Annotated in this window: 25 protein-coding genes and 1 pseudogene; 13 read left to right on the plus strand and 13 right to left on the minus strand. The window is 59.2% G+C overall.

Annotated elements, in window-relative coordinates:
• Positions 1-93 precede the first annotated feature (93 nt).
• On the plus strand, positions 94-1,038 hold the full coding sequence (locus DFS28_RS05135) for a chromate resistance protein ChrB domain-containing protein (protein ID WP_111448849.1): 945 nt from the start codon (positions 94-96) through the stop codon (positions 1,036-1,038).
• A complete protein-coding gene (gene chrA, locus DFS28_RS05140; protein WP_111448850.1) occupies positions 1,031-2,389 on the plus strand; it encodes a chromate efflux transporter in 1,359 nt (452 codons plus the stop codon). Before DFS28_RS05135 ends, chrA begins: the two co-directional genes overlap by 8 nt.
• Positions 2,390-2,806: 417 nt before the next feature.
• On the opposite strand, the gene DFS28_RS30585 is transcribed toward chrA, so the two are convergent.
• The 3 genes and pseudogenes from DFS28_RS30585 to DFS28_RS05160 all read right to left on the minus strand — a co-directional run bounded on the left by DFS28_RS30585 (position 2,807) and on the right by DFS28_RS05160 (position 4,384).
• A complete protein-coding gene (locus DFS28_RS30585) occupies positions 2,807-3,307 on the minus strand; it encodes a hypothetical protein (RefSeq protein ID WP_178082198.1) in 501 nt (166 codons plus the stop codon).
• 84 nt (positions 3,308-3,391) lie between these two features.
• Positions 3,392-3,584: pseudogene (locus DFS28_RS30730) on the minus strand (transcriptional regulator); the annotation flags it as partial.
• Positions 3,585-3,922: 338 nt separating this feature from the next.
• Positions 3,923-4,384, minus strand: coding sequence for an anti-virulence regulator CigR family protein (locus DFS28_RS05160; protein ID WP_111448851.1), 462 nt, complete (start codon positions 4,382-4,384; stop codon positions 3,923-3,925).
• A gap of 615 nt (positions 4,385-4,999) precedes the next feature.
• Between DFS28_RS05160 and DFS28_RS05165 the strand changes: the two genes are divergently transcribed.
• From DFS28_RS05165 to DFS28_RS05175, 3 genes are all read left to right on the plus strand, one after another.
• Complete coding sequence (locus tag DFS28_RS05165; RefSeq protein WP_111448852.1) at positions 5,000-5,809, plus strand: glycosyltransferase; 810 nt, start codon at positions 5,000-5,002, stop codon at positions 5,807-5,809.
• 83 nt (positions 5,810-5,892) lie between these two features.
• Positions 5,893-6,696 (plus strand): 2OG-Fe(II) oxygenase, encoded by an 804-nt coding sequence (locus tag DFS28_RS05170; RefSeq protein WP_111448853.1) that lies wholly within the window; start codon positions 5,893-5,895, stop codon positions 6,694-6,696.
• A 39-nt stretch (positions 6,697-6,735) separates the two neighbouring features.
• Positions 6,736-7,221 (plus strand): GNAT family N-acetyltransferase, encoded by a 486-nt coding sequence (locus DFS28_RS05175; RefSeq protein WP_178082197.1) that lies wholly within the window; start codon positions 6,736-6,738, stop codon positions 7,219-7,221.
• A 22-nt stretch (positions 7,222-7,243) separates the two neighbouring features.
• Here DFS28_RS05175 and DFS28_RS05180 read toward each other — a convergent pair whose 3' ends face one another.
• A complete protein-coding gene (locus DFS28_RS05180; protein ID WP_111449121.1) occupies positions 7,244-7,552 on the minus strand; it encodes a panthothenate synthetase in 309 nt (102 codons plus the stop codon).
• Positions 7,553-7,843: 291 nt separating this feature from the next.
• On the opposite strand from DFS28_RS05180, the gene DFS28_RS05185 reads away from it, so the two are divergent.
• Genes DFS28_RS05185 through phnE form a run of 4 tightly spaced genes read left to right on the plus strand, consistent with a single transcriptional unit; the run spans position 7,844 to position 11,074 of the window.
• Complete coding sequence (locus tag DFS28_RS05185) at positions 7,844-8,695, plus strand: putative selenate ABC transporter substrate-binding protein (protein ID WP_111448854.1); 852 nt, start codon at positions 7,844-7,846, stop codon at positions 8,693-8,695.
• Entirely contained in the window at positions 8,692-9,489 is a 798-nt protein-coding gene (locus DFS28_RS05190) for a phosphonate ABC transporter ATP-binding protein (RefSeq protein ID WP_111448855.1), read from the plus strand. The genes DFS28_RS05185 and DFS28_RS05190 overlap by 4 nt, the downstream gene beginning before the upstream one ends.
• Entirely contained in the window at positions 9,483-10,310 is an 828-nt protein-coding gene (locus DFS28_RS05195; protein ID WP_111448856.1) for an ABC transporter permease, read from the plus strand. Before DFS28_RS05190 ends, DFS28_RS05195 begins: the two co-directional genes overlap by 7 nt.
• On the plus strand, positions 10,307-11,074 hold the full coding sequence (gene phnE, locus DFS28_RS05200) for a phosphonate ABC transporter, permease protein PhnE (protein WP_111448857.1): 768 nt from the start codon (positions 10,307-10,309) through the stop codon (positions 11,072-11,074). The genes DFS28_RS05195 and phnE overlap by 4 nt, the downstream gene beginning before the upstream one ends.
• A gap of 44 nt (positions 11,075-11,118) precedes the next feature.
• Here phnE and DFS28_RS05205 read toward each other — a convergent pair whose 3' ends face one another.
• From DFS28_RS05205 to DFS28_RS05220, 4 genes are all read right to left on the minus strand, one after another.
• Complete coding sequence (locus tag DFS28_RS05205) at positions 11,119-12,714, minus strand: MFS transporter (RefSeq protein ID WP_111448858.1); 1,596 nt, start codon at positions 12,712-12,714, stop codon at positions 11,119-11,121.
• Complete coding sequence (locus DFS28_RS05210; protein WP_111448859.1) at positions 12,711-13,808, minus strand: HlyD family secretion protein; 1,098 nt, start codon at positions 13,806-13,808, stop codon at positions 12,711-12,713. The genes DFS28_RS05205 and DFS28_RS05210 overlap by 4 nt, the downstream gene beginning before the upstream one ends.
• 95 nt (positions 13,809-13,903) lie before the next feature.
• Positions 13,904-14,317: a cupin domain-containing protein gene (locus DFS28_RS05215; protein WP_111448860.1), complete on the minus strand. Its 414-nt coding sequence runs from the start codon at positions 14,315-14,317 to the stop codon at positions 13,904-13,906.
• Between the two features lie 43 nt (positions 14,318-14,360).
• Entirely contained in the window at positions 14,361-15,113 is a 753-nt protein-coding gene (locus DFS28_RS05220; protein ID WP_111448861.1) for an SDR family oxidoreductase, read from the minus strand.
• Positions 15,114-15,371: 258 nt separating this feature from the next.
• On the opposite strand from DFS28_RS05220, the gene DFS28_RS05225 reads away from it, so the two are divergent.
• The gene (locus tag DFS28_RS05225) at positions 15,372-16,970 is read left to right on the plus strand and encodes a winged helix-turn-helix domain-containing protein (protein WP_111448862.1); all 1,599 of its coding nucleotides are present in this window, start codon (positions 15,372-15,374) and stop codon (positions 16,968-16,970) included.
• Between the two features lie 63 nt (positions 16,971-17,033).
• The gene (locus tag DFS28_RS05230) at positions 17,034-17,528 is read left to right on the plus strand and encodes a PaaI family thioesterase (protein WP_111448863.1); all 495 of its coding nucleotides are present in this window, start codon (positions 17,034-17,036) and stop codon (positions 17,526-17,528) included.
• 92 nt (positions 17,529-17,620) lie between these two features.
• On the opposite strand, the gene DFS28_RS05235 is transcribed toward DFS28_RS05230, so the two are convergent.
• From DFS28_RS05235 to DFS28_RS05245, 3 genes are all read right to left on the minus strand, one after another.
• Positions 17,621-18,241: an NADPH-dependent F420 reductase gene (locus tag DFS28_RS05235; RefSeq protein ID WP_111448864.1), complete on the minus strand. Its 621-nt coding sequence runs from the start codon at positions 18,239-18,241 to the stop codon at positions 17,621-17,623.
• Between the two features lie 190 nt (positions 18,242-18,431).
• Entirely contained in the window at positions 18,432-19,370 is a 939-nt protein-coding gene (locus DFS28_RS05240; RefSeq protein WP_111448865.1) for an SDR family oxidoreductase, read from the minus strand.
• A gap of 52 nt (positions 19,371-19,422) precedes the next feature.
• Positions 19,423-19,578 (minus strand): hypothetical protein, encoded by a 156-nt coding sequence (locus DFS28_RS05245; protein ID WP_256596783.1) that lies wholly within the window; start codon positions 19,576-19,578, stop codon positions 19,423-19,425.
• A 94-nt stretch (positions 19,579-19,672) separates the two neighbouring features.
• On the opposite strand from DFS28_RS05245, the gene DFS28_RS05250 reads away from it, so the two are divergent.
• Positions 19,673-20,125, plus strand: coding sequence for a helix-turn-helix domain-containing protein (locus DFS28_RS05250; protein WP_111448866.1), 453 nt, complete (start codon positions 19,673-19,675; stop codon positions 20,123-20,125).
• A 224-nt stretch (positions 20,126-20,349) separates the two neighbouring features.
• Here the strand turns inward: DFS28_RS05250 and DFS28_RS05255 are convergent, their stop codons facing one another.
• Entirely contained in the window at positions 20,350-20,949 is a 600-nt protein-coding gene (locus DFS28_RS05255; RefSeq protein WP_111448867.1) for an NADPH-dependent F420 reductase, read from the minus strand.
• 70 nt (positions 20,950-21,019) lie between these two features.
• The gene (locus tag DFS28_RS05260; RefSeq protein ID WP_111448868.1) at positions 21,020-21,754 is read right to left on the minus strand and encodes an SDR family NAD(P)-dependent oxidoreductase; all 735 of its coding nucleotides are present in this window, start codon (positions 21,752-21,754) and stop codon (positions 21,020-21,022) included.
• A 111-nt stretch (positions 21,755-21,865) separates the two neighbouring features.
• Between DFS28_RS05260 and DFS28_RS05265 the strand changes: the two genes are divergently transcribed.
• Complete coding sequence (locus DFS28_RS05265) at positions 21,866-22,228, plus strand: helix-turn-helix domain-containing protein (RefSeq protein ID WP_111448869.1); 363 nt, start codon at positions 21,866-21,868, stop codon at positions 22,226-22,228.
• Positions 22,229-22,511: the final 283 nt, after the last annotated feature.

Below are 22,511 nucleotides of genomic sequence, written 5' to 3' on the forward strand. Positions count from 1 at the left end.
AGAAACGGAGCGTAGACGCAGAAAGGATGGCTTTCCAACCGCCAAAAACAACGCTAATGTAATAATTACTACAAAATAAATAGCACTCTCTACATGAAAAACTGGCTGACACTGATTCTCGCTTTACCCACCGCGAATGCCACCGAACGCATGCGAGCCTGGCGTGCTCTGAAAGCCTCAGGTGCGGCGGTTTTGCGCGATGGTGCCTATCTGTTGCCTGATACCGGTGTCTGTCGTGAAGCGCTGGCGTCTGTCGAGCGCGACATCCTTTCTATCAATGGCACTGTTTACATCCTGCCTGTGGTCGATCCGCAGGGTGAGCGCTTTGTCGAGTTGTTCGACCGTAGCGATGACTACAGCAAGCTACGCGCAGAGATTGAAGCGTGCCGTGGGCAGCTCAATCCTGAAAACGCGTTGGCCATCACCAAACACATTCGCAAGTTGCGCAAAAACTACGATCAACTCTCCAACATCGATTATTTTCCAGGCAAGCCCAAGGAGCAGATTGATTCAGCGTTGCAGGAGCTTGAGACGGCTGCCAGCAGAGCGTTGTCTGCGGATGAACCCCATAGCCGCGACGAGCCGATAACGGCACTCAACCGTGGCGACTATCAACGTCGTGTCTGGGCAACGCGCAAGCGTCCGTGGGTTGACCGTCTGGCTTGTGCCTGGTTGATCAGGCGCTTCATTGATCCTCAAGCCCGGATCCTCTGGCTGAATACTCCACATGACTGTCCGGCAGACGCGCTGGGCTTTGACTTTGATGATGCGACCTTCAGTCATGTCGGCAATCGCGTGACCTTCGAAACCCTGCAAGCCCGTTTTGAGCTTCAAGAGCCCGGCCTGAACCGCATCGCGGCCTTGGTGCACTACCTCGATATCGGCGGCATTCAGCCATTGGAGGCTGCCGGCATCGAGCGCGTGCTGGCAGGACTGCGCGAAACCATTCCCCATGACGACCACTTGCTGGCTGCTGCGAGCGCTATCTTCGACGGCCTGCTCGCCGAGTTTGTGAAAGAGGAACAACCCAATGAGTAAGGTGCTGGCATCAACGCCTGGAGAGGATCTATCGAGGCCGAAGGCCGTCAGCTTGCGTGAAGCATTCTGGTTCTGGTTGAAGCTCGGCTTCATCAGTTTCGGCGGGCCCGCAGGACAGATTTCGATCATGCATCAGGAACTGGTAGAACGTCGGCGCTGGATCTCCGAACGACGCTTTCTCCATGCGCTCAACTATTGCATGTTGCTGCCTGGGCCAGAGGCTCAGCAATTGGCGACTTACATCGGCTGGCTGATGCATCGGACCTGGGGCGCAGTGATCGCCGGCGTGCTGTTTGTGCTGCCCTCACTGTTCATCCTGATCGCTTTATCGTGGATGTACATCGCGTTCGGCGAAGTGCCCGTGGTGGCTGGCCTCTTCTATGGGATCAAGCCCGCCGTGACGGCCATCGTGGTGCAGGCGGCACATAGAATCGGCTCTCGGGCGCTGAAGAATAATTGGCTGTGGGCGATAGCAGCCGCTTCATTTGCCGCGATCTTCGCGTTCAATGTTCCTTTCCCGCTGATCGTATTGGGGGCAGCGTTAATCGGCTATGTCGGAGGGCGTCTGGCACCTGAAAAGTTCAGAACCGGGGGCCATGGCGCTGCCAAAAAGTCCTACGGCCCAGCCTTGATCGATGACGACACTCCATCCCCGGAACATGCCCGTTTCAGCGGGTTCAAGCTGGCATTGCTCGCCCTGATTGGCTCCGTGTTGTGGGCTTTGCCGATGGGTATTTTGATTGTCCTCTTTGGTTGGGAAGGCACCCTGACCCAGATGGGCTGGTTCTTTACCAAGGCCGCGTTGCTGACTTTTGGCGGGGCCTATGCAGTCCTCCCGTATGTCTATCAAGGTGCGGTCGGTCACTATGGCTGGCTTACCCCGACCCAGATGATCGACGGTTTGGCACTGGGGGAAACCACACCAGGCCCGCTGATCATGGTGGTGGCATTTGTTGGCTTTGTTGGAGCGTACGTCTCACAAGTCTTCGGCGCCGATCATGTATTTCTGGCCGGCGCTGTCGCAGCCACCCTGGTGACATGGTTCACTTTCCTGCCCTCGTTCCTGTTCATCCTTGCCGGTGGCCCACTGGTAGAATCGACTCACAACGAACTCAAATTCACGGCACCGCTTACCGCAATCACAGCGGCGGTGGTTGGAGTGATCCTCAATCTGGCATGTTTCTTCGGCTATCACGTGGTGTGGCCGCAAGGCTTCAGCGGCAACCTCGACTGGCCTTCTGCACTGATCGCCATTTTGGCGGCAATTGCCTTGTTCCGCTTCAAACGGGGCGTCATACAGGTGCTGATGGCTTGCGCGCTTGTCGGCCTGGCGGTGCATCTGCTGCGCTAGAGAGGTTGTGATCGGCCGACGCTTGCGGGCGTAGGCGGTGAAATAAACGAAAACGGGCGCCTTGTCGGGCGCCCGTTTTGTTTTGGGTTTCGTGCTGCGCGGCTTGGTCGCTTGCAGCCTTTCACCCACTGCCGAACGATGCAGAGCATCGCAGCAAGCAGCTAAGCTTTATCAGGAGGCCTTCGCGAAACCCGGAAAAGTCAGGAGGCAAACAATGAGCAAACAACCTCAACCCCGGAGCCGCTCCAACCCCCAACCCAGATCTCGCCCGGTAGTGCCTGCCCTGCCCGGCAAGACAGGCACCCCGTCCGAGGGCTTGCGCGGTAGCTACCCACCGAAGAAGTCCAATTGAACTCAACCGCGCGGCTGGCTGTGCAGCTGAGTCTGTTGTACTTCCCTATCAGCCGTTATGACTGATCAGTGCGACTTTTTCGATACCGATGTCCCGGCTTTGCTCAACCCTTTCGTGTTGTGATCGCCTGGCGTCGTGGCCGAGATTGCACTGGCTTTGGTCACACCGTGAGTATCTTTGGAATTGGCTATGCCTGAAGTCGCTTGGCCATGACCGCGATCACTATTACGATCATTGCCGTAGTGGTTTCCGCTTACACCATGGTCGCGAACAGCCTTGCCGGCATGATCGCTGCTCAGGCCATTGCCGCGCCCGTTACTGTTAGCACCGCCGGAGTGATCTGAACCGCTGTGACCGCTGCCTATGCCGCCGCCGTGGCCGCCGCCGTTACCACCTCCGTTGCCTCCCCCATTACCACCACCGTTACCGCCGCCGTTACCGCCACCACCACCATCTTTCGCATAGGCGGAGTTCATGATGGACAGGTCAGCAGGGAGTAATGGGGCGGCTGCCAGCATCAGGGCGCAGGTCATTACAGCAATGAGACTCTTATTTTTTAAAAGCATGATGGCTTCCATAGGGTTGATATCGCGATTGTTATGACGCTTTAAGCCCCAGACAGTTCAAGTCCTGCGACCGACGGATGTAACGCGTTCGGGATCGTCGCGGCACAGGTCTGCCACGCCCTGTTCAACCACGAGCCACCCTGCTTGCTCGCCGGGTCGAGCGGAACTTGAAGTGGATGACCACCGGCCGAGAGGGAAATGTCTCGATGCTCACGAATCGGCGCACGTCCCACATGAGCAGGCCTGCGTCGAGTTCGTCATCGCGAAGGCGACTGCCGCGAAGTGTGCGAGGCCGCCAGAGCTCACGCCGTGACGATCGTGTGCGGCATCAATGAATGCGACCGGCTAAAAGGGAGGCGGCACGCTCTACAACAGCGTAGTCGTTATTGGCACGAACGGGGAAATACTCAACCGCCACCGCAAGCTGATGAAGCCAATCCCAAGCGCATGATGCTTGGATGGATTACCCAAGTTGAAGATGTCCCCAACGAATTAGGCGGATCGGGCATCAGCATGGATGAATAGCGCCGGTTGCCACCTGTTCGGCAGCAACTCGGCAATTTCATGGGCAGCCGTTTCAGAACAGCCTTCAAATGGGCATATGGATCATGCCCATTAATCAAACGCACCGTTGAGCACTTCATAGATGAGCCCGGTTGCCAGCGCGACCAATATCAAGTCGGTGCCAACTTGCTGCCATTCATACCCATCATAATGAGGCAGCCTGCCGATCAACCGACCGTCCAGTTTTTTGGCAATCCCGGGTGGAAGCGGCTTGCCTCGCGCGAGGTTCTTTTGAATTCCGGGTGGCAATGCAGGGCCGGGGCTCCAGTAGTCCCGATACCCGCCAATAACCCCAAGAATGCTTGCGTGATTGATGCTTGGGCCATTATCCCAATCACCGCCCCCGGAGTTTTTACCTTTGCCTCCCTGGTTGCCATGAACCTGGCTGTTTTGCGGATGCCCCTTGCCATTTCCCTGGCCCTTTCCATTACCAGGGTCGGCCAATGCAGTCACCGAACCGGAAACCAGCGCAAGGCATGTAATAGCTGCAATCAACGAGCGAGATTTGAGCATGAGTCGTTCCTTCAATGGCGGGACATCACTCTGCAATTTAGACGCTATCGACGATGTGGGTTCCATTTCTTCACATCGACACCCAAGCACTACTGCGCGTCACTTCAGCATTATTTGCCTCTATTTCTGACATTGTTTCCCGTGTTCACCGTCGAACACGGGAGGCGTGATGGCAAACAGCTACTCTCTTCACGGTTTCTCATGTAGGCCCCGACGTGCCGGAATGACCTGGTTTTTTCCGGCTCAATTACATGGCGTAAAAGTGAATGCCTTTGCCCCCTCGTTTTCTTGACCACTACCGCAAGGCCGACCGAATCATGCTGGGTGCCAGCAATGGCTGTACTTAGCCAGGCTGCGTGTACGGGAGATAGCTGGCGGGGGAACGTGTAACAAATTAAGTCACGAACGTTTACCTACAGCGCAGATCCTTATACGATGAAGTCCGCATATACTGCTCTCCATCAGGCAGAGTAAACCATGGTTATATTTGACAAATCGGGCTTAACAAATTGTGTTTTTATGGTCAAGCAAATCTTGTGCAGACACCTTAGCGAAAGCTGTAGACATGTTCAATTATTCCTACAATAAAATGCTATCTCATTGGGCGTCTGAACGATGAATAACACTAACTTTCTGGCTGACAACTCTAAAACCTTCAGCATAGTTATTGTCAATTACAAAACACCAGAAATCACCAAGATATGCTTGGACTTATTGCACCAGCATGTGGCCAGCCACAACATCCCAGTATGGGTAGTTGACAACTATTCCGCCGATGAAAGCACTGAGTATTTACGTACGCTTGACTGGATCAATTTAATCGAGCGTTCTGTTTCCGAACCAGAACCTGGGCATGTCGCGCATGGCAAAGCACTTGACCTGGTTTTGGAGCGAGTTGAAACTGATTATTTATTTCTAATGCACACCGATACATTTGTTTTCGATAAAAATGTTTTTCCGATGATGCTGAATAAATGCTTGAAAAACCAAAAAGTCGTAGCCGTCGGCTGTGTTGAGCAATTAAACCGCGGCACCACGAGAACGCTTTGGCGCTTTAGCTCACGCCTGTTCAAACACCATTTCAGGCACCTGAAAATCTCCATGGGATTACGTTCCAGAGAACCAAAACCGTACAGAGAAGTCTACTTGAAAAGTTTCTGTACATTGTGGAACTGCAAACTTATCAAACAGCACAACATGCATTTCTCGATGGATGATCGCGTGCCAGGCTACACCCTCCAAGACCGCATGACCGAGCTTGGCTATGTCGTTGAAATGTTATCCCCGCGAAAAATCTTCAGTTATCTGGATCACATCCAGGCCGGCACAGTCGCCGCGGCTGGCGGCTATGAAAAGACTCATAGACGAACCAAAATGTACAACGATATTCTTAAGCGTCTGAAAAAAGAAGACAGCAAAAGTTAAGCGATGAAGAGACACAACGAGCTGTGCGCTGGACGCTGCTTGAAGTCACTCAAACGTCTTTATATCAAGTTATTGGAGCGGTAATGGCACCCATCACTCAAGCACTACCCATGACCCTCTCCCCGGAGCTTGATTTCGACCAGAACGCCGCCAGCGCCTTGGGTTCGTCATTGGCCAGTGGCTATGTTCAGGCTACGCCATTTCCGCACATCGTCATCGATAATTTCCTGGATGAAGCGCTGATTGCGAGTATCTGCTCGCACTTCCCAACTGAACCCACCAACAACGAAATGCTCTATGAGCGCGGCTATAAAGGTCAACTAAAACGTCAAATCAGCCCCAACGAATGCACCCCCTATTTGAAGACTATCTTCAATGCCTTCAACTCAGCCCCCATGCTGCAGTTTCTTGAGAAGCTCACAGGTATTGAAGGCTTGATACCCGACCCCTACTTTACTGGTGGCGGCCTGCATGAAACGAAAAGTGGTGGCTTCCTGGGGGTACACTCGGACTTCAGACTCAACAAAAAGCTTAATGTTGAACGCCGACTGAATATCATTATTTATCTAAATGAAGACTGGCGAGAGGAGTACGGCGGCAACCTTGAACTTTGGGATGTCGGGATGAAGACCTGCCTTAAAAAAGTCCTGCCCATTTACAATCGCTGTGTCATTTTCAACACAGACAAAGACAGCAATCATGGGCATCCAGAGCCTTTAACAACTCCAGAGCACATCACCCGTAGGTCCATTGCGCTTTACTACTACACCGCAGGAACCATGGTGATCGATCCTGCACAAAGAAATAAAACCCACTACAAACCAAGGCCCAAAGATCGTTTAAGCCTAAAGTACTACCTGGCTAAACTGATCAAGAAAAAAAACTAGACTACGAAAGCAGCCATTGCGCGCCATTCAGGGAAGATCATGGACATTCGATTGACGGAAGCCAAAGACTGGATGTTTTTGAAGCAAGTCCGTCTCGCTGCGCTGTTGGACACGCCGACAGCGTTTGGTGTGAGTTACCAAGAGGCCGCTCAATACAGTGACGAGCAGTGGAAAAAACGCGCCTCGTCAGCGGCCGGACCGGAATTCTGGCTGGCCATCAAGGACGGCAAACCGGTGGGGATGATCGGTGCCGGGGTCAGTCAAGCGAATCGCTACAACCTGATCGGAATGTGGGTAGAACCCGCTGCACAGGGTTCTGGCGTGGCAGCTCAGCTTGTCGAGGCGGTAAAATCTCGCGCGATCGGCAAAGGGCATGATCGCGTTTTTCTGGATGTCTCCCCGGACAATGCAAGAGCCTCCCACTTCTACATAAAGCAGGGTTTCTGTTTCATCGACGAATGGGAATCTTTGGCCAGTCATCCGCATATCAGGGTTCAGACCATGCTGTGGACTGTACGGAACTGATTAATCAGACGTGGCTGACCTCTCAGCACGCCCACGTTTGCCCGAGCGTCTCCAGACCGGACTTTTGCAGATCCTCTGGGCTCATCACAATACGGAACTTGCAGGTGGCGTTGAAGTTGAGAAAAAAGGGCTCCGCCAATGCGGGGATGTCGGAGGGGTCTTGTACGTCGACCACAAAAATCCCACCACGCTTGCCATCTTGCTCGGTAAAGTACGCCGCCTCCGGTTTGATGCTGGCCAGGATGCGCTCAACAACCTCGCCCACCTTCCCGGCTTTGACAAGGGTATTGAAGGGTTCATTAGGGCACTCGACCATCAGTAACATCCTCATCATTCAATCCTCTGTTCAACGTGCAACGCTGCAGTGTCATAGAAGAATAGCCAAGCGTGAGCCAGCCCTCGTGCCGGGTTACGAGTGGTCATGAAACATAGCGATTTCGGGCTGCTAAAAGCGCTAAACCACGTATCATCCTGGCCGGATCGACTTCAGGCTTGTCGCACTAACAAGTGGGCCAAAGCGGTCAATTACGCTCCATTTCGTCTACCCTCACAAAGCGCCATGCAGCAACTAGCTTGCGCTTGGCGGATCGACATTTTTGCCTTAATGCACCGGAGAATTTGCATGCTCAACCGTACCCTGGCATTGGCTGTCGGCGTGACGCTGTCTTTTTGTACCCTGTTGGCGCAGGCCGCCGACACCCTGAAAGTCAGTGCGATTCCCGATGAAGCCCCGACCGAACTGCTGCGCAAGTTCAAGCCGCTGGGCGCCTACCTGGAACAACAATTGGGCATGAAGGTCGAGTTCGTTCCCGTGAGCGACTATCCGGCCGTGGTCGAGGCGCTGGCCACCGACCGAATCGATATGGCCTGGCTGGGCGGCTTCACGTTCGTGCAGGCGCGCCTGAAAACCGGCAATGCCATTCCGCTTGTACAGCGCGAACAGGACGCCCAGTTCACCAGCAAATTCATCACCGCCGACCCGGCCGTCAAGTCCCTCGCCGATCTCAAGGGCAAGACCTTCGCCTTCGGCTCGGTGTCCTCCACGTCGGGCAGTCTCATGCCGCGCTATTTCATGCTGAAGGACGGCATCAAACCAGAAACCTACTTCAGTCGCGTAGGTTATTCCGGCGCGCATGACGCCACTGTCGCCTGGGTCCAGGCCGGCAAGGTCGACGCCGGGGTACTGAACGCCAGCGTGTGGGAAAAACTGGTCGCTGCCGGCAAGGTCGACACCACCAAGGTCAGAGTGTTTGAGACCACCCCGGCCTACTTCGACTACAACTGGACCGTGCGCGGGACCCTCGACCCGGCACTGGCAGCCAAGATCAAGGCAGCCTTCCTGGCGCTCGATCCGGCGAACCCGAAGGACAAGGAGATTCTGGATCTGCAGGCCGCCAGCCGATTCATCGAAACCAAACCCGAGAACTACAAGGGTATCGAGGAAGCCGCACGCGCTGCCGACCTGCTCAAATGACGTTGCATCTGACCCAGGTCAACCTTACCCACGCCAACGGCGTCCAGGCGTTGCGTGGGGTGGACTTGCACATCGGTGCCAGCGAACAGGTCGCCATCATCGGTCCGTCCGGCGCGGGCAAGTCGAGCCTGCTCAACCTGCTGGCCACCGCCCTGCGACCGGACAACGGTGAGCTGCAGGTGCTCGGCGAGCGCGCCTGGCAGCTGTCTGCCCGTCAGCGTCAGCGTCTTCGCGCGCGCATCGGCCTGATCCATCAAGCGCCCCCGCTGCCGCCGCGCCAGCGCGTGGTCACTGCGGTTCTGGCTGGAAAGCTGGGTCAGTGGGGACTGGGTAAAAGCCTGCTGAACTTGCTGCGTCCGGTGGATGTTCCGGGCGCACGTGCGGCGTTGGCCAGGCTGGACCTCAGCGACAAGTTGTTCGCGCATTGTCAGCAACTGTCCGGTGGACAGCTACAGCGCGTGGGCATTGCCCGCGTGTTGTATCAAGCGCCCGAGGTGTTGCTGGCCGATGAGCCGGTCTCGGCCATGGACCCGGTGTTGGCCGAGCACACGCTGTCGGTACTCTGCCGCCATGCCCGGAAGCACAACGTCACCCTGGTCGCCAGCCTGCATGCGGTGGAGCTGGCCCTGGCGCACTTTTCGCGCATCATCGGCTTGCGTGATGGACAGATCCTGTTCGACCTTGCGGCCAGCGAAGTCGACCGCGAGTTGCTCGATAAGCTTTACGCCAACGAGCAGCTGCAATCCCCACCGATTACTCCGGCGCCCTTGAGTGTGCAGATCCCCCGATGCTGACCCGTGATACCCGAGATCCGGCCACCCGGCCCCGCCTGCTGCTCACCTTGCTGGCCCTTGCCCTGCTGTGGCCGGGCATCCACTTCAGCGAGCTGGACCTCAGTGTGCTGGTGGCGAGTGACAGTCAGAGCGAGATGGGACGATTTGTCTCAGCCTTCTGGCCACCGGCCCATGGCGAGGAATTCATTGAGCTGTTAGTGCAAGCCACCTTGCAGACCCTGGCCATCGCCACGGCCGGCATGGCGCTGGCGTTGCTGTTGGCCGTCCCCGCCAGCCTGCTGGCCAGTCGGGCTCTGTCGCTGTCTGCTGCCTCCTGCGCCGGCCACCCGAGCTATTGGGGCCAACTGCTGCGTTGGCCGGTACGCGGTTTACTGATCTTCCTGCGCAGCGTGCCGGAAATCGTCTGGGCGCTTTTGTTTGTGCGCGCCGTCGGCCTCGGCCCGACGGCCGGCGTGCTGGCCATTGCCATTACCTACAGCGGCATGTTGGGCAAGGTCTACGCGGAAATTTTCGAGTCGATCGACCAGCGTCCGGCTCACGCATTGCTGCAGGCTGGCAGCGGTCGTCTCGCCGCCTTTTTCTACGGGATCCTGCCCAATGTCGCTGCGGAACTGCTGTCGTACACGGTGTACCGCTGGGAGTGCGCCATCCGCGCCTCGGTGGTGATGGGCTTCGTCGGTGCCGGTGGTCTGGGCCAGCAAATGGATTTGTCGTTGCGCATGTTCGCCGGCGGTGAAGTGGCCAGTTTGTTACTGACATTTCTCGTCCTGGTACTGCTCGCCGATCAACTCAGCCGTCTGCTGCGCTGGAGGCTGGCATGAATCGCCTGATCAACCTGGTGCTGCTCCTGTGTATCGCCGCGGCGGTGGTCGCCTCGTTCATCTACTTGGGCATCGACCTTGACGAGCTCGGTGGCAGCGGCAACCTGAAGCAGATGGGCGCTTATGCGCAGCGTTTTCTCAGCCCGGACTTGAGCGCAGGCCACCTGCAAGCCATCGGCCACGGTGCTCTGGAAACCCTTGCCATGTCCGCCCTTGGCACCCTGCTCGCGGCGGTATTCGGTCTGCTGTTGGCATTGCCCGCGGCCGGGCGCTTCGGCTGGCCTCTGCAAAGCGCGTCGCGCCTTGTGCTCAACGCCTTGCGCGCGGTTCCGGAACTGGTGTGGGCTGCGCTGATGGTCCTGGCCGCCGGGCTCGGCCCCAATGCCGGCACCCTGGCCCTGGCCTTGCACACCACCGGCGTGCTCGGTCGGCTGTTCGCCGAAGCGCTGGAAAACACCCCACCCGAACCGGCCGAAGCCATCCGCCTACAGGGCGGCAATGCCGTATCGGCGTTCTGCTACGGATCACTGCCCAACCTGTTGCCACAACTATTGGCCTACATCCTGTACCGCTGGGAAAACAATATCCGCATGGCCAGTGTGCTCGGCTTCGTCGGCGCCGGTGGTTTGGGGCAAATGCTCTATGTCAGCCTCAGCCTGTTCCAGGAAGCTCAAGCCAGCACGGTCATTCTGGCCATGCTGTTGCTGGTATTAGCCGTCGACACCTTGAGCAGCTGGAGCCGTCAACGCTGGGTCAAGGCCTGACGGTTCGCAGAACCGGATGGCAAAGCGTTGATCCAGACTAAGCCTCACGCTACGGTTCGCGCAGCGCTCGCTTTCGCGTATCGCGAGAGACCGATCTTGATGCCAACCAGGATGGGCGCGGCGACTACAAACAGCAGGGCAACCGCGATGAACGCGGTGTCGAAGGCAATCACAGTGGCCTGACCTGACACGACCCGGCCCAGGAGGCTCACCGCTGCCCGGCCGGCGGCCCCTGCATCCATCCCTTTCACCGACAGCATGGCTGTCGTGGTCGTCAGCCGTTCGATGACCGCAGTTCCTCCCGGGGAAACATTGGCACCGAGAACCACAGCATTGGCGAAGACGTTATGGTCGATCAATGTCTGGAGTCCTGCGACGCCCATCAGACCACCCAACTGGCGCCCCGTATTGAACAGACCAATACCGAAGGCGAGGTTTCGGCTGTTGAGGTCACTGAAAGCGATCAGCGTGATCGATAGAAACAGGAAGCCAAGGCCCAGACCGCGCAACAGGATGGCGGCCATCATGTCGTCCGTGCCGCTTTCGCTGGTCGAACCGGACAGCATCCACATCGCACCCATGATCATCAGGATTCCAAAGGGCACCGTGGCGACCGGCGGAACGCGGCGGACCTGCATGAGATAAGCCGATGTGAGCAGCCCGCCGATAAAAAAACCGCCACTGGGCAACAGCAGCAGGCCAGCGTCGGTAGGCGTGAACGCGAGGACCGACAGGGCGAACGCCGGGATCAGGAACGCGCTGCCGAACAAGGCGGCGCCGGCAACAAAACTGACGATAAAGGCGAAGCAAAAATCGCTCGATTTGAACAGGGTGAAGTCGAACAGACCTTGGCCTTTGGCCAACACTTGATGGCCGAGAAATCCCAGTAGCGCAGCTGTGCCGATCACGCTCAGCCAGAGGATGCGTGGCTCTTCGAACCAGTCCCATCGGCTGCCCTGGCTGAGAACGTAAGTGAAGCAGAACAGCGTGGCAGCGATCAGCGCGAAGCCGACCCAGTCAAATGGACGGTGCCGGACCTTGGCTGGCATCGGGCCGTCTGCGATCAACAGAAGTCCGCTCGCCGCCAGGGCCACCGGAGCAACGCTGAAGAAAATCCACGTCCAGGACTGGCTATCGATCAACCACCCTTGAAGGGCCGGGGCAAGCGTCGCGGACGCGACAACGGCGCCCATGGCAAACAGGGCTTGAAGGATGGGTTGGCGAGATCGCGCAAAGGAGCGAAATATGATCGCCTGCCCCCCGACCAGCAGAGTGCCGCCAGCGAAGCCTTGAATAACTCGAAGCGCGATCAGCAGGTCCAGCCGTGCCGTGATGGCAGCAATGCCGCATGCCATGCCCATGGTCAGGGTTGAGCCGATGATCATATGTCGTGGATTAAAACGCTTCAGCAGCCAAGGCGCGGTCATGAACCCGATCAGCTTGAGCGCGGTGTAGCCGATATCCAGCCAGGCGAACTCATCAGGCGTTGCGTAGGTGTCGCCGATAATGTCGCCGCGTCCGAGCGACAGAACGGTGCTGGCGATCGCCTCCGTCAGCGTGGCAAGCACAATGCCCACCATGAGCAAGACACCGGTTATAACGCGGGTGTTGCACCGCGTCGCGCTGGCATCCGCGTTCATGATCCCTCCCCGTGCGCAACCTCGACACGGGCGGACAGGCCCGGCACGATGCGGCCCGGCAACGGGTTGTGGACAAGCCGGATCTTCACCGGAACGCGCTGCACGACACGCACAAAGTTGCCGGTTGCATTGTCGGTGGGGAGCAGACTGAACGCCGACCCGCTACCCGGTGCAAAGCTGTCGACCACGCCTTCAAGTGCCCCGCTGGGGTAACCGTCGACCGTGATACGCACGCGCTGACCGGGGCGGATTTGTTCGAGCTGGGTTTCCTTGAAATTCGCCACAACCCATACGTCGTTGACCGGCACGATATCGAGCAAGGCAACGCCCGTCGTAACAAAGCGGCCGATGCGAACCTGACGGTTACCGACCACGCCATCAACCGGCGCGCGTACCACGGTGCTGTCGAGATCGATCTGGGCAAGATCGCGAGCGGCCTGCGTCTGCGTCACCGCAGCAACGGCAGCTTCGCGCTCCGCCACGAGGACGGCGATGCGTTGCTGTTGCGCCTCGACCGTTGCGGAAGCGCCGGATACCGTCGCCTCGGCCCTCAATCGCGCCGCATCGCTTTCATCGACGAGGGCTTGGCTGACCGCGTTGCTGAGAATCAGTTTGCGGCTGCGATCATTGGTTTTGTTCGCCAGATTCATCTCGGCCACGCCCGAGCGTTTCTGGGCTTCGGCCTGGCGAATCAGGGCACGCTGAAGCTGGGTTTCCGCATCGACATGGGTCAGGCGCGCCTGGGCAGCGCTGACGTTGGCCACGGCTTGCGCCAGCCGTGCGCGATAGTCACGGTCATCGATACGGAACAGGACGTCACCGGCCCGGACGGTTTGGTTGTCCTCGACCTCGACCGCAGTGACATAACCGGCAACCTTTGCCGCGAGCGAGGTGACATCGCCGCGCACATACGCGTTATCGGTGGAGGTCGCACCGCTCGAAAGCACCATGGCCCATCCGCCAGCCAGGACCACCACGGCACCGATGCACAGCAGGATGCCGATCTTCTTTCTCTTGCCTTGCCGTACCACCACGACAGGGGGCTCGGCGCTTGCGCCGGTGGCAATGGCGGCCTTGTCCTGAAGCGCGTTCATGTTGTCTTTTCCTGTTCAATGCCTGGGACTACAGCAGCCACGGGCGGCAGTGGCCTGCCGCCCGGCTGTCGAGCATTCATGAGCGCGTGATTGGCTCACTTTTTGATCGGTGTCACGAGCGTCGTTTCATCGCTGTCGAGGACGAACACGGCCAACAGGCGTGCGGGTTGGGTGTCGCTGGCGTTGGCGCTGACTTCATGCACGGAGCCCGGCTCCTCTACGAAGTTTTCGCCGACCTTGTAGATCTTTTCCGGCTGGCCTTTGACTTTGATGCGAAACGAGCCCTCCAGAACCGTTGCATAGATGAAGGCCGTTTTCGGATGGGTGTGGGACGGCGACGCGGCGCCCGGCCCGTACTCGACGACGACGCCCTTCATGCTCTTGCCAGGGATGTTGGGAATGGGACGGTCAAACACGACCGTCACCTTGCCGGGGGGCGGCTCAGCGGCCGACACTGCGCTGATCGACAGCACTGCAAAGGCAGCGGCCAAGAGGTATCGGGCAAACATGACAAATCTCCTTCGTGGGTGTGTGATTTGACGACGAGCCCCGTTACCCGGCCGTCGACTGAGCGAGCCAGTCTTCGAAGCGGATCGCGCCAAGGCGCGCGTTCTTGCCGGCGGTCAGCGATTGATCGTCGAGCACATCGCCGAAGTAGCGCGCGTTCACGTCCGGCACGACCTTCCGGTTGTCCTGGTTTACCCGCAGAAAGCGCCTGGCCAGATCGTCGAGGGGCATGGTTTCAGGACCTGCGACTTCGACCGTGCCATTGACCGGCGCTGCCAACGCGACATCGGTCAGCGCTGCCACCACGTCGACGGCCGCTATCGGCTGGATCAGCGCTGGCGAAACACGAATCTCCTCGCCAACGGCGAACGACTGGACAATGCCGCCAACAAATTCGAAGAACTGCGTGGCACGCAGGAGGGTGTAAGGAATGCCGGACGCCTTGATGAGGTTTTCCTGCGCGACCTTGGCCCGGAAATAGCCATTCTCGGGAAGCCGTTCGCTACCGACGATCGACAGGGCAACGTGATGACGAACACCGGCGGCAGCTTCCGCAGCCAGTAGGTTACGGCTCGACGTTTCGAAGAAATCGAGGACGGCCTGGTCTTCCCACGACGGCGCGTTCGCCACGTCGACGACCACCTCAGCGCCATCCATTGCTTGGGCCAGGCCCTCGCGGGTGATGCTGTTCACGCCCGTACTGGGGGAGGCGGCGAGCACGTCATGGCCGCGCTCGCGGAGGTTCTGCACAAGTTTCGATCCAATGAGGCCGGTGCCTCCGATGACGACGATCTTCATGGGGTCTCTCCCTACGCTTCTCGACAGCAACCATTGCTGTCGATGTAGAAAGAGAGTGCCTGCGCGTGTGAGGGAAGTCCTTGTGTCGGCCTTGAGTTTGTCTTCAGGCAAGCTTGGTTTTTCATCCAGGGAACAGGCAGACGACGGGCATCCCCTGCGGACGGTGCAGCGGATCAAACGCTGCCGTATTATCGACACCTCGTACTAATCGCCAGCTCGGACACGGAGTCGAGGGCGCTCGACCAGGGGATATCCGCCTTGCCATTCGTGTTTGAAGACTATGTGCTCGATCAGGAGCGCCGGGAACTGACCTTGCGCGGGCAAGTCGTGGCCGTCGGGCCACAGGCCTTCGATCTATTGCTGCAGCTCGTCAACAACCGCGATCGCGTCGTCAGCAAGGACGACCTGCTCAAGGCAGTGTGGAACGGCCGGATCGTCTCGGAATCGACGATCACCAGCCACATCAATGCGGTACGCAAGGCCATCGGCGATAGCGGTGAGGAACAGCGACTGGTGCGCACGGTCGCCCGCAAGGGCTACCGCTTTGTAGGCGAGATCAAGGTCGACGAGATCGACGGAGCCCGACAGCCTGACGGGCCTGGCACCGGCGAAACTGCTTCCGTGGACCCGACGCCAACACCGCCCTCCTCGCTTGTCCTCCCGGACAAACCCTCCATTACCGTCCTGCCCTTCCACAACCTGAGCGGCGACCCGGAGCAGGAGTATTTCGCCGACGGCATGGTCGAGGACATCATCGCCGCCCTGTCGCGAATCCGCTGGCTGTTCGTCATCGCACGCAATTCGAGCTTCACCTACAAGGGCCGTGCGGTGGACGTCAAAGGCGTCGGCCAGGAGCTCGGTGTGCGCTACGTGCTGGAAGGCAGCGTGCGCAAGTCCGGAAACAAGGTACGCATCACCGGGCAGCTCATCGACGCAACAAACGGGACGCACATCTGGGCGGAGCGCTTTGAAGGGCTGCTCGACGACATCTTCGAGTTGCAGGATCAAATCGCCGAAAGCGTCGTCGGCGCCATCTCGCCGCAGCTGGAACGGGCGGAAATCGAACGCGCCAAGCGCAAACCGACGGAAAGTCTGGACGCCTACGACTATTACCTGCGCGGCATGGCGAAACTGCACAGCGGCACCCGGGAAGCCGTCGAGGTGGCGCTGCCATTGTTCTACAAGGCCATCGAACTCGACCCGGAATTTGCATCGGCCTATGGCATGGCAGCCTGGTGTCACTTCTGGCGCAAGTTGAATGGCTGGATGAGTGATCGGACTCGAGAGATCGCCGAAGGCATACGGCTTGCGCGGCTGGCGGTGTCGCTCGGCCGAGATGATGCGGTGGCGCTGACGCGAGGCGGACATGCGCTGGCCCATCTTGCCGGCGATGTCGATGGCGGCATTGCCCTGCTCGACAGGGCACGCCTGCTCAATCCCAACCTCGCCCCCGCCTGGTACCTGGGCGGTATTCTGCGCGCACTGCGCGGTGAAACAGACGAAGCGATCGAGCATTTGAGCCATGCCGTTCGCTTGAGTCCGCTGGATCCGGAAATGTTCAGGATGCAGGTGGGAATGGCGCTCGCGTATTTCTTCGCCGGGCGCTTCGACGTCGCTTCGGCCTGGGCGGAGAAAGCGCTGGGGAACCTGCCCACCCTCCTGCCCTCGGTTGCCCTGATGGCGGCCAGTCATGCGTTCACCGGGCAAATGGACAAAGCGAAGCAGGCGATACAACGCCTGCGCGAGCTGGAACCCTCGTTGCACGTCTCCAATCTGAAGGACTGGCTGCCCATCCAACGGCCCGAGGATCTCGCGCGGCTCGCAGAGGGACTGCGGCTGGCCGGCTTGCCCGAGTGACCGCGTCCGATTGCAGCGTTAAGATCCGACGGTTTGGTTCACATTTCTGAGGATGACCACGGTATGTCCAGGCTCGACACCTCCCTGCAAGACTCCGCCGCACCTGAAGGCGTTTGTTATGGCTGCGGCAGCAGTAATCCGCACGGGCTTCACATCAAGAGCGTCTGGCATGAAGACGGCGTGCATGTCATGGCCGAACACATGCCCGATGCCAAGTATTGCGGCTGGCCGGATCTGGTTTACGGCGGGCTGATAGCGATGCTGGTTGACTGCCATTCAAACTGGACGGCGATGGCTTATCACTACCGCGCGGAACACCGCGAAGTCGGAAGCCTCCCCCACATCAATTGCGTCACCGGCAACCTCGGCATCAAGTTCATCAAACCGACCCCGATGGGTGTCCCGCTGACCCTGCGTGCGAAAGTCGAAGGCGAGGTCGGACGCAAAACTCGCGTCATCTGTGAGGTCTATGCGGGGGATGTGCTGACGGCTATTGGAGACTCCGTTTTTGTTCGTGTGGATACCGAGCAACTGGCTGCGGTTGCTCATAGTCGATAGGTTGCATCCGTCCAGGCACCGCCCATCGGCGGTTGCACGTTCATAGAAATCTCTTCAGATCGCGACGCAATGGACCTGACGGTATCGGGGATTCAGCCGATATCGACGTTCAAGGCGATGTCCCAAGTGCCGGCGCCGTTTTTCGCCAGGCCGATCATCATCAGGCCGAGCGCCTCGAGCGTCTGGGCCATGTGCAGGCCGCCGACATCCAACGGGCGCAGCCCGAGACTCTCGATGAAGGTCGAGACGCGCGCCTTGGCCTGCGGATCGTCGGCGGCGATGAACGCGTCGAGGCGCCCGCCCTTAGCAAGGACGTGGCCGAAGAGGGTGTTGAATGCTTTCACGACATGCGCGCTGGCGGGAGCGATCTTGGCGATCTCCTGCGCACCAGAACTGCCGGCGGGAGAGACGAGGCCCGTGAGGTCCGGGGAGGCCGTGTTGGTGATGTCGATGATCACCTTGCCGTCGAGCGCGTCCCCGTAATCGGCCACCACCGACGCCGCACCGGTGTACGGCACGGCGAGGATGACGATGTCGCCGGCCGGAGTGGCCCCGTACGTCCCGGTGGTCGCTCCGGCTGCGAGCTTGTCGGCCAGTGCCTGCGCCTTGGCGGGGTCGCGGCTGACCACCTCAACGGTGTATCCAGCTTTGGCAGTACGACCGGCGATCGCCGCGGCCATGCCTCCTGAACCGATGATGCTGATAGTGCTCATGTGCAGTTTCCTCGTGAATTGAAGTATTGCTCGTTGTCTCAACGGCACCCCACGATTGATATCCCGTGTGCGCCGAGCTGCGTGCGTCATTCCTCATGCCATCCCCGGGTCGACAGCATCGTTACCCGAACGGATCACGCATCGCGACATGCTGTCCGCCGGGCCCGTTGCGCCCGGCGCCCTCCTCAACTCAGGCGGCCGGGAAGTAGTGGCCGTTGTCCAGGTCCTCGAACAGGCCGGGCTGAACAGGCTCCCAACCGAGGGTCTGGCGGGTGATCAGGTTGGACGCCGGGAGGTCCAGCGTGACCAGATTCGCGAGGAACCCAAAGTATCCCGGCAGCATCAGGACGTCCGCGGGAATACTCACGGCCGGCACGCCCAGACGGCTGCCAATGGCCTCGGCGATCTCACGGAACCGGATGCCCTCACTCTCGACCCCGTGCCAATATTTGCCAGCCTCACCCTTCTCCAGCGCCAGGCGGAACAAGATGGCGAGGTCACGGGCGTGCACGGCCGGCCACAGGTTCGCGCCTTCTCCCGGGTAACCGATGACGCCCTTTTCCTTCGCCAGCCCGATCAACAATGGAAGGAAGGCGACGTCGGTCGTGCTGTGCGCGATCGTAGGAATCCGCACGATCGACGACCGCACGCCGCGTTCTGCGAGGCCGATCACGGTGGTTTCGACGACGTTGCGAACCCGCAAGGTCCCCTTGTACGCATCGCCGCCGGGAAGTGACGGGTCTTCCTCGGTGGCTGGTCGGCCCAGGTTTTCCCAACCCGGCGCGCCGATGCTCCCCGACACGACCAGCGGCTTGCCGCTTCCAGCCAGCGCTTCGCCGTACGCGAGCATGATCTGGAGTTCCGCAGCGGCCACGGCGTCGATCCCGCCAGTGGGAAGCAGGTCTTGCCGGTGCGCAACGTGGATAACGCCGTCTGACTCCGACGCTGCCGCCTTAAGCCCCTCGAGGTCGGAAATATCCCCGCGACGCACCTTGGCGCCGAGTGCGGTCAGCGCAGCCGCGGACTTGTCGGACCGGGCCAGGCCGGTGACCTCGTGGCCGGCGGCGATGAGCTCAGGGATGATGTACGAACCGATATGGCCGGTTCCGCCAGTGACTAAAACGTGCATGTTATGACTCCATAGGCGTGATGTGATGCGAGAATTGGTGATACGAGAACGCTCAGCCGAGATGGCTGACGCCGATTGAGAAGTTGGTGTGCTTGACGAAGTGTGCGATGAGGCCCAGCGAAAGCAGGCAGGCATGCTCCAGCGTTCGCGCCATGAGCAGCGGCCCGGTGTCCATCGGGCACAGTCCGAGGCGATCCGGCGAACTCATTCAACGTACGATCCATGCTGGTCGCTTTACTTGCAAAAAGCAAGTGATCAACTGAGTTTTACTTGCGACATGCAAGCGATGCTAAGATCTCGCCATGAAAACACCATCTAAAGAAGACGTTCGGTCCCATTGCGCGGTGAACTACGGCGTGGAGATTTTCGGCGACCGATGGTCGCTCTTGATCATTCGCGACATCGTTTTTGTGGGTAAGAAGACGTATGGCCAGTTCCTGAAATCGGAAGAGGGAATCGCGACCAATGTTCTTGCTTCCCGACTGGCCTTTCTTGAGGCGCAAGGGATTCTCTCGAAAACGCCCAGCCCCGATGACAGGCGCAAGGACTTTTACACGTTGACCGAGAAGGGTCTGGACCTCATTCCGATTGTGATCAGCATTGTGCTCTGGAGCGCAAAGCATGATTCGAAGTCGTACGTGCGGCGCCGCGAGGAGTTTGTTGCTCGATTAAGTCAAAACCCCATGCAGGTGAGTGAGGAAGTGAAGGCGCTGGTCCGCAATGGCGGGTGCATCTTTCCTGAGAGCGGGGGATGAACAAAGCGGCAAACGCGCCCTGTCACGGCGCACAAATCAGATGCACACACCACCGCCTGCAGGACGCTTGAGGGAGGACAAGCCTCTGCATCAGCGCAGCCAAGGCAACGTCGAGTGGCGCCAGGCCCAAGATCAATGCATCAACCTTTTTGTGGGCCGTCTCGGTAATTTGGGCCTGGAGTTCGCGACCATCCTTGAGGCCCGCGCCAGTGCTTGCGTGTCCATCAGTCGAACTTGACCAAGTCCTTGAAGATCAGTTGACCCCAACTATTTCCACGCGCCTGCACAAGCAGTCCACCTTCCGAAAGCCCACCCAGTTTGATCGGCGAGAAACCGAGATTTTCTGCAAGCGCACCCATCTCCGCTGCGGCGCCGTCATCGTCGCTCGCCAGGAACACGACTCTCCTGCCACCCTGTACAGCCGGATCCTGGCCAAGGACGGCGGCGCCCAAATGGTTGAAGCCTTTGACCAGTCGTGCACCAGTAAAGGCCTGCGCGACGACCCTGGAAGAAGGCTCTCCTCCCAGTTCCTCAGGGGACACGCCGTAGGCATTGGTCACGTCGATGATGGTCTTTCCCTTCCAGGTCGGCAGCACCTTCGCGACATCCGGGTGCGACTCGAAACGGACAGCCAGAAAGACGATGTCCGCCTTGACCGCGTCCGCCAGTTTCTTGGGAATGATTTGGGGGCCGATGGCGGCCGCGGCGGATGCAAAGCTTTGCGGGTCGCGCGTGGTTGCGACGGATACTTCGATGCCATTGCGGGCAAACGCCTTGGCCAGGGCCTGGCCGATATTGCCGAAGCCGATAATTGCGTAGCTCATATATTCTCCTGAGGTTTACCGAGTTCTACGGCGCTCCGAATAATCCAATGGAGCGCCTGGGCGCAGGGCGTCAGAGTTGCGCAAGACCGCCGTCAACGGCGACTTCGCTGGCGGTCATGAAGCTACTGTCCGGCGACGCGAGAAAGGCGGCCACGGCCCCGATCTCCGCCGGATCAGCCATGCGCTGAAGCGGGGTCATCGCGGCGTAGGCCTTCTGGCCCTCCTCGCCCAGCGCTTCCTTCGCGAGTTCGGTCGCCGTCGCCCCGGGCGACAGCACGTTTACCCGGATGCCCGTGCCTTTCAGGTCCTCCGCCCAGGTCCGCGCAAGGTTGCGCACTGCCGCCTTACTCGCGCTGTAGGCGCTCATTCCCGGGGCGCCCGTGGTGCCGGCGCTCGACCCGGTCAGGATGATCGAACCGCCCTGCCCCATCAGCGGCAGCGCCTTCTGGACTGTGAAGATCGTCCCCTTCACGTTGGTGTCGAAGGTTTCGTCAATGTGCTCGGCGGTGATCTTGCCGAGCGCAAGCTGACTTCCCGCCCCGGCATTGGCGAAGACGATGTCGAGGGTTCCGCGCTCGGCCTTCACCGCCGCGTAAAGTCGGTCGAGGTCGGCCAGATCGGAGACAGAGCCCTTCACCGCGCGGGCATTGGGCCCGAGTTCGGCTACGGCGGCATCAAGCGCTTCCTGCCGGCGACCGAAGATGAAGACGAAGGCGCCCTCCTCGATGAAGCGTTTTGCGGCGGCGCGGCCGATGCCGGTAGCGCCACCGGTAATGACAGCGGTCTTTCCATTCAGTCGGGTCATGTCGTGCATCCTTCGTTGGAGTTGTACCCAAGCAGGGAATTGCTTGCTTGAGACGAGGATGCATCGCTGATAACCTAAGGACAAGTATGCACCTTTTGGTAAGTATCAAAAATGACGACGACTTCTGAAATCTGTGACACCGGTTGCGGGCTCAACGCCACGCTGCGCATCATCTCGGGCAAGTGGAAACCGCTGGTCTTGTTTTTCCTGCGCGGCGGCCCGAAGCGCTACGGCGAGCTCAAGCGTTTGATCCCGGGCGTCAGCGACAAAGTGCTGATCCAGCAATTGAAGGATCTGGAAGCCGATCACGTGCTGACGCGGACCGACTACAAGGAAGTGCCACCTCGCGTGGACTACGCGCTGACCCCGCTCGGTCGCAGCCTGGCTGAAGCGATTGTGCCGCTGTGCACCTGGGGAACCGAGAACGCTGCGGAAATGGCAAGCATCTTCGCCAAGCGCGACGCTTTGCCCTAGCAGAATGCCGAAGAATCGCTGAGTTGGACGACACTGCGCATTCGTGAACGGGCGGCAGGTCGAATTCCTCCGGGTCAGACCGTCAGGATGCGCGGTTTGGGCGCTCTGGCCCATGTTTGGGTTGAAGCGATAGCCGAAGGTCCGCTTCTTGCCGTTTTCTGCCCTTCGCAACAGACTACAATCGGCCACAAGCGGACGTTTAGAGCAGGGTAAATAAATCCGTTCCCTTTCTCCGCAGACTGAAACAGCTCAGCGTTCCCGCCGCACGTATGCCGATCGAAGC

Source organism: Pseudomonas sp. 478 (assembly GCF_003254125.1).
Classification (GTDB): domain Bacteria; phylum Pseudomonadota; class Gammaproteobacteria; order Pseudomonadales; family Pseudomonadaceae; genus Aquipseudomonas.